The following is a 12,819-nucleotide window of genomic DNA, read 5'->3' as shown; positions in this document are numbered from 1 at the left end:
GTGACCGACGACCGGGTGGTTGTACTCGCGGACCGAGTGCAGGCACTCGCTGACCGGGTGGGCGGCCCAGATCCGGGTGAACTCGGTGCTCTTGATGCTCAGCTCGCCGATCAGCTCCGCCAGCAGGGTTTCCAGCACCCGCACGGGGACGCGCCGATGACGGGCGGCGGCAGCGCGCACGAACGCTTCGGTGTCACGGGCCAGGTCCGCATCACAAGCAGCGCCGCACAGAACATCGTGTCTCCCGACCCGCAGGTCCAGGGCACGATCCATCGCCACGGCGTACCACGACGGCTCCGTGCCCGAGCTGGGCGACGGCCGGGTCGAGCTCGGCATCGCGCACGGCCCAGCCATCCACAACGGACAATCCATCGGTCGCGCCGACCTCCGCTGGTCGTCATCCGAGTCGGGTGATGTTGCACGATCTCGCCGAGTCTGCCGGGTCGAGTACGTCGCCCCTGCGTCCGCTGCCGCGAGAGCGGAGCGTCGCTGCGGTGATCGCACCGCCGACCGTTACCAGTACTGCCACGGTGCCGACGATCGCGGCGCGCCGCTTCCACCACGACAGCCGAGGTGGGGGCGGTGGTTCGGTCGCCGGAGTGGCGGCGTCCTGCCACCACTCGCGCCACTCCTTTTCGTCGCCACCCAGGTGAGTTGCGATCGCGATCGCGAGGTCCAGGGGCGGCAGGCCGTTGTGCTGTTTGTAGCTGGACTTGGCGAAGGCGTCGTGGACGGTCTGGTGCGGACGGTTGACGCCCTTGGCGATCACCCGGTACGGCGGTTCGCCCGCGGCGGTTCTCAGTCGTCGCAAGGCCTGCCTGAACTCGTCCGGTGACACCGTGTTCCTCCGTCCGGCACGTCCGGGTGTGTCCGATGACCTGGCCGGGCAGGTCATCGGACGGCTACTACTGCGGCGGTACGCATGATCAGTTCAGTAGGGAGGACAGCTTTCAGATGATCCACTCACGTCGTATCGCGGCGGTGGCCTGCTTGGCCCTCGCGCTCGCGGGTGCCGCCGGTCCGGTGGCCGCGGCCTCCGCGGCTCCCGCGCCCGCCCGGGCTTCGTGCGAGATGGTTTGGCAGTACCGGGTCACCGAGGCGGGTGAGATCTGGGACGAGTGGGGCCCGATCGGCCAGACGCAGGCGGGCGACCTGTTCAACGTGCGCCACAAGGGAAACCCGCGCTACTACGGGTACCTGCCGCGCACCGGCAAGTGGGGCTGGGTGCTGGCGAGCAAGCTGGACTACACCGGGAACAGCTGGTGCGCCTGACGATGTGTTCGTGAACGGGGTGAGCTGCCTGGTCGGCAGCTCACCCCTCGACGGATTACGATGCGACGCAGCTGCGCGAGAAGAAGGCCCAGCGGATACCACCGGCGAGCGCGTTGCCGTGCCACTTGCCCATGATCCACTCGCCGTTCTTCGTCACGTACCGCACGTCGATCTGCTGGTTCGCCGGCACCGTGCCGAGCAGGTGGCTGCGTACGGCAGGGCCGTTGCGGTACACGGCGGTGGCGCCGATGTCGCCGTAGGCGGCGCAGTCCGCGGTGGTGCGTGTGACCTTGAGGCCGCCGCCCTTGTTCTCGCTCCAGACGCCCCACGGGCTGCACAGGGGGTTGGCCTTCGGGTCGGTGCAGAAGGTCTTCTTCTCGTCGACCCAGTAACGCAGCGCGTCGGGGGAGCCGTCGGCGTTGCTGGAACCCACGATCTTCGGGCCGTCCACGCACCTCTTGGTGGCGAACCCCTTGCGGACCGAGGCGAACTTGGCCGTGCCGTAGGCATAGGCGCAGCCGCGGAAGCTGCCGCCGGAGTATCCCCACGGCCACCGGTCGATGTCCGGACTTCCGGCCCTGCTGTTCCCGGTGCCGCGGATGTCCATGTGGTCGGGAACCTGTTTGGTGGTGCCGTTGGCGAACTGGAAGCCCTTGGCGAACGCGTAGCCGACCATCGGGCCGTTCGCCTTGTAGCTCAGCAGCACCCAGCCAGGGCCGTAGCCGACTCCGGCGGCGCTGTCCTCCTGCGCGGTCTGCACGCGGTTCACACCGGTGCTCCAGGCCTCGGCGGTGCCGGTCGTGGTCAACGCCAGTGCGACGCCGACACTTATCGCGGACATGAGTCGCATGTGTGCTCCTTACCGTTGTCGTTGCTGGACGAGTGAGTTCCTTCGGGCGTATGTGGTGGCGTTGCAGGCGGCCGCGCCCAGCACGAAGAGCAAGGTCAGCCAGAAGCCGAAGCGGGTGTGCACCATGTCCTCGGCGAGGCCGTTGCCCTGGATCTCTTCGGCGATTCCGTGGTGCACGCGCAGCTGGTTGACGATCAACATCACCGCCGCTCCGCCCGCACATACGGCACTGCCGAGCGTGCGGAGGTCGAACGCGCGGGTGCGCGCCAATGCGATGGCCGCGGTGGCCAGTACGAGGAAGACGATGGCGGCGGGCTGAGCCGGGATCTCGCTGCGCTCGGTGTTCTTCGTGAAGCTGTCGTCGCCCTGGGGCGTGACGTCGGGCGTGCCACCGGCCACGAGATCCCAGCCCGAGTAGTCGGCGGACACCGTCGCCACCGAGGACTCGCAGGACACCGCGACGAACGGCAGACCAAGGCACAGCAGGGCGAGCAGCAACGCGGCCGGGCTGACCAGCCGGCGTTCGGATCGAATCACGGTGAGCTCCTTCAGTGGTTGCGGTAGGTCCAGTGCCAGTTCTCGCTGGGCACGTCGTTGACGAAGCCGAACTTGCCCGCGTTCGCCCGTAGCCAGACGAGCACCTTGGGGTTCTGCGATGTGACGATGTCGGCGGACAGGCCGAGACCGTGATCGCTGCGACCGGGTGGCGCGGCCAGGTTTCCCTTGCCCGCCAGGTACTTCTGATACAGCGCGGACTGTTCCGCGTAGCCGCGGTAGCCGGACTCGACATGCAGGTCGATACCGGCGGTGCGGGCGGCGGCGTCCATGCGCCGGAACTGGCGCGCGACCGGGGCGAGCATCTTCTCGCCGTCGCCGACGGACGTGAGTTTGCTGGGCTGGACGTGGCCGTTGCGCAGACCGCCCACGTCGGCTTTCGGCGGTGTGCTGTCGCCGGCGGGGTGGTGATCCTGCCGCACGTGTGCGCCCAGATCACTGCGACGGCGCACGATCGTGCCGGTGATCAGGGCCTCGAGCACCGCGCGTTCGGCTCGGTCGAGGCGTCCGTCCGCCTTCGTCACGAACCGCATCGCGTCGCCGCGGGTCCACCGGTTGTCCTCGCCGTCAGCCGCTTCGGCCAGGCGGCGCACCTTCGCCGCGAAGCCGGCGTGCCAGTCGAGCCGTTCCTCGGTGCGGGGCAGGGCTTCCGGCGACGCGAGGAACTGGAAGCTCTGCTTGATCAGCGACGCCAGCGCGGGATCGGCGAGGACCGCCAGCGCGGGCGCGAGGTCGTGCTCGGCGCCGGCCAGCCGCCGGCGCACCTGCCCGACGCGGTCGGAGCAGTCCGCGAAGAACGCCTGCAGGCCGCGCAGCTCGTGCAGGTCGAGCACGATCCGGTCGGGCCCGCGCCCGGCCTTGTGCCGAGGACGGTGTTCGGCCTTCGTGTCCTTCTGTCCTGAGTGGACCTTGCGGGTCGCTTCCGAGGCGGTGTCGAGGTACTGCCGGTAGCTGCCGTTGAGGTAGACCGACCACGGACGCCAATAGGTGCCGTGATGGGAGGCAGTCCAGGCATGCCGAGCGTTCACGGCAGGCGAGGTGTTCGCGAGCTCGTCGCGTTCGCGGCCGGTGCCGCGGTCGGCGTGCAGGGACCTGATCTGCCACAGTCCGACCGAAGGCCCCCACTTCTGGTCGGTGATCGTCGTGTCGCCTTTGACGGCGGTCCTGCCACCGGACTCGGCCAGCGCGATCGCGACGGCGGTCGTCAGTGCCTGACCGCGGAACCCCGCGTTGTAGGCGTGCTGGGCGATCTGCGTGGCGGAGAGCGTCGGCATCACGCGCCCCCTTTGATCACGTCGAGCACGAGCGCGTGCAGGTGCTCGCGGCGTACGGGGCGCAGTTCTCGGTGTGACTCCATGTCTTCCTCGCCCTCGAACGGCACGGCCAGCCAGGCGCCGGCGTCGGTGGTCTCCAGCCAAGTGACCGCTGCGGCGGTCTGCGCGCCGTCGATCTCGACGCGGCGCACCGTGGTCGTCACGCGGGTGCCGCGCAGCAGCCGGGCGAGGTCCGTACCTGCGGCCTCGCCACGGGCGAGCCGGCGGTCGGTCTCGACGAGGTGATCGGTGCGCACCCGGATCGGGTTCGCGTCACTCGGCTCGTCCGGCAGCGCGGACAGCAGGTCGGTGACCAGGAAGTCGATGTCGAACGGCGCGAACGACCACAGGTCGGGCCGCGACTCGGCGCAGCCCGCTCGCTCGGTGACGAGCCACCGGCCCGTGTGCTGTGCGCCGTCGCGTCGCACCTCGATCACGGCGCCCGGCTCGAACAGGGCCGTGACCGGCGCCGCCTGTGCGGAGAGGGACACGGCCAGCTCGTCCGCACAGGCGGTGGCGAGGCCGCGGGCCAGCAGGCCGCGCAACGCGACGGTGTCCGCTACGGGAATGTCCTCAGTGGACCAACCGCCGTCGAGGTCGACGGGAAGCCTGCGGCCGCTGAGCCCCGCGGCCACGCGCAGTTCGTCCGTGGTCAGCGTCAGCGTCACGGCAGGGTCTCCGGCCGGGTTGTCGCCGATTGGGCCGCCACTTGCGCCGCCCTGTTCAGCAGGACGCGCAGCGACTCCAGCACCTCACGGTTCTGTCCCGCCCGCACCGCCTGGAACGCCGCGTGCTTGCGGAAGTGGTCCGCCGAACGACCCGACCACCGCATGTCCTTGGTGCGACGGCGGATGTCCTCGGCCAGATCGTCGAGACGGTGGGCCTCCGCGGTGACGAGCCGCGCCGCTTCCTCGAACTCACCGGCCCCTTTGTGCGCGGTTTTCGTTGTGTCCCTTGCCATTGTTCCTCCACTCGCTTACCTCCCAGTCTTGAGAAGTGAGCGAGTGGAGGAAATAGGTAGTGCTTCCCAACCCGGGGTCAAGCCAAGACGCAGCCGATTCCTGACTCCACGTTCGTCCAGTCGGGACTCGGAGCGCCTTCAGCGACGGTGTACAGGCGTTGGCCGTTGGTCGTCTTGCGCCATCGCGAGAGCAGACGCTGACCAGGAACGCAGGACCCACCGTTCGGGCGGATCAGCACCGCCGCCACGTTCGGGGATCTCACGTAACCGGCGACATCGGCGGTGTCCTTGTTGCTGTAGTAGTGGTTCGGCGCGTAGCCACCACACGTGGTCGGGTTCGCGGTACAGACGAATCCTTTCAGTTGCAGGGAACCCGGAGGCGCCGCCGCGCCCGGCCGATACGCGTAACCGAGGGGCTCCGCAACGGTGTACTCGCCTTCACTGGCCACATCGAAGCGAAGGATGTACACGTCGTTGGTGCGGTGTTTCAACCGCACCAGTTGTGACGCCTGGTACGGCGAGAAGTGCACCTCGACCTCGGCGCCGGCCGGGTGAGGAGTGCCTGCGGGAGGGTTCTGATCGGTGACGTTGGTGTCGCGCGCGATCCGGTCTGGCACCTGCTTGCACACGTACGTGGGTGGCAAGGTGTCGCACGCGGCGGCCGGTGACATGCCGACCACGTTCGGCACCGTTGGAGGTGGGGTGGGCGTGGGGTAGTACGTCAGCACCACACGACCCCCGATGTGCACGTCCGAACCGGCTGGAGGGTCTTGACTCTCCACCGTTCCCGGTGTCCCGGTGCCACTTCCCGGCACGGCGTCGCACCTGACCTGACCACTGGACTGAGTGGTGATGTTGCTGCACGCCGTGGCCGCGTCACCCCGGAGGGGAGGCATCTTCAGGTATTCCCAGAAGCGGACCGTCACGGTGGAGCCGGTGTCCACGAGGGTCTGCGCGGGCGGGTTCTGGTCGGCGATCACGTCCAGATCGCCCCAGTTCGCTCCCGGAGTGGGCATCGGCTGTGGAGATGCGCACACGAGAGACGCCGAGCGGATCGTGTCGCAGCCCGGCCCGCTACGGCGGTTGATCACCGGCGGCACGGCGACCTGCTGCGTCGTGGGTGGTTGCGTCGTGGGTGGTGGGGTCGTCGGCGTGGATGTGGTCGGCGGGGTCGTGGGTTCTGAGGTCGGCACCGGGACCACCGGCGGCACTGGCGGGTCGGGTTTCTGTTCCTGCGTGGCGGGTTTGTCCGGCTTCGTCGGCTCGGTGGTGTCCGTCTTGACGCCTTCACCGTCGCCGAGGTCGACAACCTTCGACATCCCGTCGGCGCCGATCTGGACGCTCCGCCGGTCGAACGGGTCGTTCGCCCAGACACGTCCATTTTGGACACTGAGGTCGAACCACTTGTGCTCGCCCGGCACTGTGACGTCCGGCAGGCGGGTGCCCGTGGTCAGATCGCGGACGTACAGCTTGTGCGCGGCGTAGTCGGGCACGAAGACACGGTCGCCCAGCACGACGGGAGCGCCGAGGTCGTGGCCGCTGCCGCTGGGCAGATCGGTGATCTCGCGTTCCGCGCCGGTGCGCGGGTCGTAACTGGCGAGCTTGCCGTCCTGGCCGAGCAGCACGAGGTAGCGTCCGCTTCCCTTGGTGGACGCGGGGAGCACCTTCTCACCGGCCGGTACCGGTGGTTGGGGTAGTTCGTGCGGTGGGTTCGCGGCGATGTCGAAGGCATTGCCGGCCTTGGTGATCGCGACGGGACGGCCGTCCGCGAACGCGAGCGCGGTGACGTGGTCGCGCAGGGAGGTCGGCTGATCCGCTTTGCCTGCGGCGATGTGCGTGACCCTGCCGTCGTCGGCGAGAACCCAGATCCCGTCACCGCCGTCCGGCACGGCCTTGCCGGACGCACCGGGCACCTTCACCTCGGATGTCACCCGACCCTCGGCGTCGAGTGCCCGGACGATGTCGTCCGCGGGGTCCAGCACGTACGCGGCACTGCCCGAGGCGAGCACGAGTGCGGTGTCGGCGTTGTCGATCGACGGTCCTTGCGGGGTCATGGAACCGGTGTCGTAGACCTGCACGACACCGGTCTCCCGGTTGGCGACCATGATCTTTCCGTCGGCCAGTTCGGTGACTTCCTGCGCCTGATCATCCGTTGCCGTGGTGCGAGCCTCGGACTCGATGCGCTGCGACTCGGGGTTGAACTGGGTAACGGAACGCCCGTGGATCAGAAAGGCGATCGCGGCGCCGAGTTCGGTTCGCGTGGCGGTGAAACCGGCACCGAGGGACGCGGCGAAGACGGTCACCACCAGCAGTCCGGTCAGGACAAGGCCACCCCTGCGTGGTCGCAGCGCCCGAGGTAACGGCATCGTGTCTCCAGGGTTCGGTTTGGTCTCGAACGTGGGGCAGAGTACAAAAGACGGCGCCGAAGTCCACTGGGAAGTGCTTCCCATTTACAGGGGGTGGGGAATTTTGGACAGTTCGCTCGCGATCACCATGTCGTTCGGTGCGTTGTCGCGCACGATGTCGCCGGGCGAGGAAGCCGTGTTCGGGCGGTCCCCGGAGTGCGCTTTCCAGATCGACCCGGACGACACCGCGATCTCCCGCAAAGCGGGGGTGGTGCGGGCGGAGAACGACGTGTGGTTCGTGGTGAACACCAGCGTGGCCTGCACGCTCGAGATCGTCGACGACTTCGGGTTTCCCAGCGTGCTGGCACCGGGCCGGAAACGCCCGCTGCAGGGCGAGATGCGGATTCGGCTGTCCGGCAATCAGAAGCACGAGATCGTCGTGCACGCGCCGCTCACGGACGCACCGGTGACCGAGGACGAGCCCGAGGGACAGCCCACGGCGATCGGTGCGAGCGTGGCGCTGACGCCCGAGGAACGAGCCGTCCTCGTCGCCCTCTTCGCGGGATACCTGCATGAGGGTGCGAAGTACGACCCCTATCCCCGGACCTACGACGCCGCCGCGGCCCGGCTGCGCATGACGCCGTCAAAGGTGCGCAAGAAGGTCGAATACCTGCGGACTCGGCTCACGAGGGCGGGGGTGCCCAACATGGACGGGTTGCTCAACCTCGCGCAGTACGTGCTGGCCAAGCGGCTGATCACGAAGGACGACCTCGGGCTGCTGTAGTGGGGAGTGCTACCCGTTTCGCGCTCCCGGCATCGCTCCTAGCGTCGGCAACGAACCACACCGACGGAGGAGAAACCATGATCCAGGCCGAGCTCGTTGAGCTGGAGACGCTGTCCCGGCGACTGGGGGAGTGCGGTGGCGAGGTCACCGACCTGCAGCACGCACTGTCCACTTTGATCAACACGACCACGTGGACGGGGCTCGCGGCCGACCGGTTCCGGCAGGCGTGGGAAAGCGAGTTCAACCCGGCTCTGCGCAGCCTCTCCACGGAGCTGGCGAACGCGGCGACGGAGGTGCAGCGGCGCAAGCAGCTCATCGACCAGGCCGCCAACCACTGAGCCGCCGACCACCGACATGCGGTTCGAACTGACCTGTCTGACGCCGGACGGCACCGCGCACGCGGTGCTGGTCCGCGCGTCGCACGAGCACCGCGTCGCGGACCTCGCCGCGGCGCTCGCCGACCAGCTGGACGTCGAGCAGCCCTGGCTCTACCTGGCCGCCGAGCCGTTGCCCGCGGAGCGCGCCCTGCGGGACGCGGGGCTGGTCACCGGGGCGGTGCTCGGGCTCGGCAGGCCGGTGTTCGAACGCGGTGGCGGCCACGGCTGGCTGGAGCTCGCCGTGGTGGGAGGCGCGCACGCGGGCCCGGCTCTCGGGCTGGGGCCCGGCGGGGAGTTCCAGATTGGCCGGGCGCCGGACGCGGACCTGGTGCTCGCCGACCCCGAGGTGAGCCGGACCCACGCCGTGGTGACGGTCAGCCCGGACGGCTCGGAGGTCCGGTTGACCGACTCCCGGTCTCGCAACGGGATTCGCTGGCGGGGCTGGCGGCTCGCCGGAACCGCGGAGCTGTCCAGCGGCGACGTCGCCGGGCTGGGCGAGACCGTGCTCGGGCTGCGGCCCGCGGTGCCGGCCGACGCTGATGTGGCCATCGGCGACGACGGCACGCGGCTGTTCAACCGGCCACCGCGGATCGCGGTGCCAGCCGAGCCCGGTGAAGTGCTCGTGCCGGTCCCGCCGGAGAAACCGAAGGGCGTGCGGTTCCCGTGGCTCACGGTGCTGCTGCCCGCGGTCATCGGGGGCGTGCTGTACCTCGTACTGCCCAACACCGGATATTTCCTGCTGATCATGCTGCTCAGCCCGCTGATGGCGCTCGCGAACCTGATCTCCGACCGGCGGTCCGGCCGCCGGGAGTACAAGGCGCGCAAGAAGGAGTACGACCTCGCGGAGGCCGCGCTGGGCGACGACCTGGACGCCGCCCGCGAGGCCGAGGAACGACGCTGCCGCGACCAGCATCCCGACCCGTCGTGGCTGGTGGCCGTCGCGTGCGCGCCGTCGGCGCGGTTGTGGGAACGGCGCCGTGACGACCCGGACTTCCTCCGCCTGCGGGTCGGACTGCACGACCGGGCGGCCGACGTGCGACTGCGCTTCGACCCGCGGCATCCCCAGCCGCGAGCAGGCGCCGCCGAGTTGCCCGAACCACCCACCGTCCACTCAGTGCCCGCCACGGTGAACCTGCGTGACATCGGTGTCTTCGGTGTCGCGGGCGACCGGGACCACGTCCTCGCCGCGGCCGGCGCGATCCTCACACAGGTCGCGGTGCTGCACGCGCCGAAGGACCTCGTGATCCTGCTGGTCACCGGTCACGACGAGGCCGGGGACTGGGAGTGGGCGACCTGGCTGCCGCACACCGCGTCCGCCGCGGGGTTCGACTGCCACCGGCTGCTCGCGACCGACGCCCCGCAGGCGCAGGCCCGGTTGGCGGAGCTGCGCGAACTGATCGCGCAGCGCACCGAACAGCAGCGTGGTCTGCTGCGCCAAGGGCGTCCGCGGGAACGTGAGGTGCTCGTCGTGGTCGACGGTGCCCGGCGCATGCGCAGCCTGCCCGGATTCGCGGACGTGCTCGCCGATGGTCCCGCCGCGGGTGTCTACGCGATGTGCCTGGACGACGACGAGAAGGCGCTGCCGGACGAGTGCCGGGCCACGCTGGTGATCACCGGGGCTCGCGCCCGGCTGGCGCGGCACGGGCTCCAGCCGGTGGACGACCTGCTCGTGGACGGGCTCGCCGCGACCCATGCGACGCGGATGGCCCGAGCGCTGGCGCCGATCACGACGCTGGGCGGTGCGGCCGACGACGGCTCGTTGCCGGACCGGGTGCGGTTCACCGACTTGGCAGACCTCGCGATCGTCGGCGACTCGGACACCGACGCGGACTCGGTGTGCGCGAGCTGGGCGAGGTCTCCGCACGGCCGGTCGACGACCGCGTTGCTCGGCGCCGGCACCGGCGGGCCGCTCACCGTCGACCTGCGCGGGCACGGCCCGCACGCGCTGATCGCGGGCACGTCCGGCGCGGGCAAGTCCGAGCTGCTGCAGACGCTGGTGACGTCGCTGGCGCTGGTGAACACGCCGGACGCGCTGACGTTCGTGCTCGTCGACTACAAGGGCGGCAGCGCTTTCGCCGCGTGCGAGCGGCTGCCGCACTGCGTCGGCCTGGTCACCGATCTGGACGGTCACCTGGTCAACCGGGCGTTGCGGTCGCTGTCCGCGGAACTGCGGCGCCGTGAGGCGCTGTTCGCCGAGGCGGGGGCGAAGGACATCGAGGACTACTGGGCGCGCACCGGTGGCAGGCTGCCGAGACTGGTGATCGTCGTGGACGAGTTCGCCTCGCTGGTGGAGGAGATCCCCGAGTTCGTACCGGGTGTGGTGGGGATCGGCATGCGCGGCCGGAGCCTCGGCGTGCACGTCGTGCTGGCGACGCAGCGCCCCGGCGGTGCGGTCACGGCGGACCTGCGGGCCAATCTCAACCTGCGCGTCGGCCTGCGCGTCACGTCCGACGCCGAGTCGGCCGACGTGCTCGATACCCCGGTCGCGGCACGCATCAGCGCGAGCCAGCCGGGCCGTGCATATGTGCGCACCGGGCACGGCGAGCTGACCGCGTTCCAGACGGCGCGGGTCGGCTGGCCGAGACAGTCCGATGTGGACACCGGGATCTCGTTGTGCCGCAGGGTGATCACCTCGCTCGGCCGGGCCGTCGAGCGGCCCCAGGCCGAGCGGGACGCGGGTGACGCGACCGATCTCGTGGCGCTCGTCGCGGCGACCCGTGTCGCGGCCCAGCGTCTCGGGGTGACCGCACCGGCCTCTCCGTGGCTGCCGCCGTTGCCGGATCTGGTGACGGTTGCTGAACTGGACCCGGTGCCGCAAACCTCACCCGTGAGCGTTGCGCTGGGGCTCGCCGACCGCCCTGCGGCGCAGGCACAGGACGCGTTCACGCTCGATCTCGCGACGACCGGACCGGTCGCCGTGGCCGGGGCGGGACGCACGGGCCGGTCCACCGTCCTGCGCACCATGGCTGCGGGACTCGCCACCGGGGCCGGGCCGGACACCGTGCACCTCTACGGACTGGACTGCGGCAACCGCGCGCTCGCGCCGCTGGCCGGGCTGCCGCACACGGGCGCCGTGGTCGACGGTGACGATCCGGTCCGGGTGGTCAGGCTGCTCGACTGGCTGGACCAGGAGGTCGACCGCAGGCAGCGAATCCTGGCCGCGGGCGGACACGCCTCGGTCGCCGAGCAGCGCCGGTCGGCCGCGGCAGCGGACCGGCTGCCGCACCTGGTGCTGCTGCTGGACCGGTTGGAAGGGTTCGTGCGGGACTTCGCCGAACGGGACGGCGGACGCGCGGTCGACCTCGTCGAAGGACTGCTGCGCCGCGGCCCGGCCGCCGGGCTGGTCACTGTGCTCACCAGCGACAAAACCGGTTTCGGCCACCGGATCGCCGCTGCCGTCGAGCACCGGCTGGTGCTGAGGCAGGCCGACCGCGACGACGCCGCGGCGTTCGGGCTCGCACCGCGCGACGTGCCTGGGTGGATGCCTCCCGGCCGGGCGATCTGGCTCGCCACCGGGGAAGAGGTGCAGGTCGCGCTCCTGGACGCGGATCCGTCCGGCGCGCGGCAGACCGAGGCGCTGGACCGCGTAGCCACCCGGTTGCGTGCCGCCTCGGACGGCGTGGACCCGGCGCTGCTGCCGCATCGGATCGATCCGCTCCCGGAGCGCATCACGCCCGTACAACTGGAGGGTCTGCGCGTCCGCACCCGGTCACGAGACGGCGTGGTCTGCACCCCCGCCGCGGGCGGAGACCACCTCGGCCCGGTGGACGTCAACCTGGTCGCCGCGGGCGGCGCGTTCGTGATCGCGGGACCGTCCGGTTCGGGACGGTCGACCGCGCTCGCCGCGGTCGTGCGCAGTCTCACCGGTGACCTGCCGGTGGTGCTGGTGACGCCGAGGCCGTCGCCGTTGCGCGACCTCGGTGCGCATCCGCGCGTCGTCGGTGTCACTGACGGCACGAAGACCGAGCTCGCGGACCTGCTCGCGGACCTACCAGTCGCGGTGGTCGTCGACGACGGCGAACTGCTCGACGAGTACACCTCGGGTGAGGTGCTCGACCAAGTGGTCCGCACAGCGCGTGACACCGGCTCGGTCGTGGTCGCCGCGGCGACCACCGACGACATGCTGCTCAACCGGCACCGCGGCTGGCTCGCGTCGGCCCGCCGCGCCCGCAGCGGTCTGCTGCTCAGCCCGGCGAGCACCATCGCCGGCGAGTTGTTCGACCTGCGACTGCCCCGATCCACCGCGGGCAACTGGCCACCAGGACGCGGCCTGCTGGTGCACCGAGGCGCCACCACGCTCGTGCAGGTGCCCGCGTCCGGCACCGTGGCGGTGGCGACCCGATGACCACCCCCGTGTCCGGT

Annotated in this window: 12 protein-coding genes; 4 read left to right on the top strand and 8 right to left on the bottom strand. The window is 70.4% G+C overall.

What is annotated here, in order from left to right:
- Both FKR81_RS20710 and FKR81_RS20705 read right to left on the bottom strand, forming a co-directional pair.
- A partial coding sequence (locus FKR81_RS20710; RefSeq protein ID WP_456319416.1) for an MmyB family transcriptional regulator occupies positions 1-273 on the bottom strand: 273 nt, incomplete at its 3' end.
- Positions 274-397: 124 nt separating this feature from the next.
- Positions 398-811 (bottom strand): hypothetical protein, encoded by a 414-nt coding sequence (locus FKR81_RS20705; RefSeq protein ID WP_146353750.1) that lies wholly within the window; start codon positions 809-811, stop codon positions 398-400.
- Positions 812-981: 170 nt separating this feature from the next.
- Here FKR81_RS20705 and FKR81_RS20700 point away from each other — a divergent pair, with 170 nt between their 5' ends.
- Positions 982-1,272 (top strand): hypothetical protein, encoded by a 291-nt coding sequence (locus tag FKR81_RS20700; protein ID WP_146353749.1) that lies wholly within the window; start codon positions 982-984, stop codon positions 1,270-1,272.
- Between the two features lie 55 nt (positions 1,273-1,327).
- Here FKR81_RS20700 and FKR81_RS20695 read toward each other — a convergent pair whose 3' ends face one another.
- The 6 genes from FKR81_RS20695 to FKR81_RS20670 all read right to left on the bottom strand — a co-directional run bounded on the left by FKR81_RS20695 (position 1,328) and on the right by FKR81_RS20670 (position 7,317).
- Complete coding sequence (locus FKR81_RS20695; protein WP_146353748.1) at positions 1,328-2,113, bottom strand: hypothetical protein; 786 nt, start codon at positions 2,111-2,113, stop codon at positions 1,328-1,330.
- A gap of 18 nt (positions 2,114-2,131) precedes the next feature.
- Positions 2,132-2,659, bottom strand: a complete 528-nt coding sequence (locus tag FKR81_RS20690) for a hypothetical protein (protein WP_146353747.1) — start codon at positions 2,657-2,659, stop codon at positions 2,132-2,134.
- Positions 2,660-2,670: 11 nt separating this feature from the next.
- Positions 2,671-3,951: a D-alanyl-D-alanine carboxypeptidase family protein gene (locus tag FKR81_RS20685; protein ID WP_146353746.1), complete on the bottom strand. Its 1,281-nt coding sequence runs from the start codon at positions 3,949-3,951 to the stop codon at positions 2,671-2,673.
- Positions 3,951-4,658 carry a hypothetical protein gene (locus FKR81_RS20680; RefSeq protein WP_146353745.1) on the bottom strand — a complete coding sequence of 236 codons (708 nt, stop codon included), beginning with the start codon at positions 4,656-4,658 and terminating at the stop codon, positions 3,951-3,953. The genes FKR81_RS20685 and FKR81_RS20680 overlap by 1 nt, the downstream gene beginning before the upstream one ends.
- Positions 4,655-4,951 carry a hypothetical protein gene (locus FKR81_RS20675; protein WP_146353744.1) on the bottom strand — a complete coding sequence of 99 codons (297 nt, stop codon included), beginning with the start codon at positions 4,949-4,951 and terminating at the stop codon, positions 4,655-4,657. The genes FKR81_RS20680 and FKR81_RS20675 overlap by 4 nt, the downstream gene beginning before the upstream one ends.
- A 77-nt stretch (positions 4,952-5,028) precedes the next feature.
- Positions 5,029-7,317 carry a PASTA domain-containing protein gene (locus tag FKR81_RS20670; RefSeq protein WP_186763076.1) on the bottom strand — a complete coding sequence of 763 codons (2,289 nt, stop codon included), beginning with the start codon at positions 7,315-7,317 and terminating at the stop codon, positions 5,029-5,031.
- A gap of 103 nt (positions 7,318-7,420) precedes the next feature.
- On the opposite strand from FKR81_RS20670, the gene FKR81_RS20665 reads away from it, so the two are divergent.
- The 3 genes from FKR81_RS20665 to FKR81_RS20655 all read left to right on the top strand — a co-directional run bounded on the left by FKR81_RS20665 (position 7,421) and on the right by FKR81_RS20655 (position 12,802).
- A complete protein-coding gene (locus tag FKR81_RS20665; protein WP_146353742.1) occupies positions 7,421-8,080 on the top strand; it encodes a hypothetical protein in 660 nt (219 codons plus the stop codon).
- Between the two features lie 77 nt (positions 8,081-8,157).
- Entirely contained in the window at positions 8,158-8,418 is a 261-nt protein-coding gene (locus FKR81_RS20660) for a WXG100 family type VII secretion target (protein ID WP_146353741.1), read from the top strand.
- A 16-nt stretch (positions 8,419-8,434) separates the two neighbouring features.
- Positions 8,435-12,802, top strand: coding sequence for an FtsK/SpoIIIE domain-containing protein (locus tag FKR81_RS20655; RefSeq protein WP_146353740.1), 4,368 nt, complete (start codon positions 8,435-8,437; stop codon positions 12,800-12,802).
- The last annotated feature ends 17 nt before the right edge of the window (positions 12,803-12,819 follow it).

The organism is Lentzea tibetensis, from assembly GCF_007845675.1.
In the GTDB taxonomy this organism is placed as follows: domain Bacteria; phylum Actinomycetota; class Actinomycetes; order Mycobacteriales; family Pseudonocardiaceae; genus Lentzea; species Lentzea tibetensis.
This window is presented reverse-complemented; position numbering and strand designations above follow the sequence as displayed.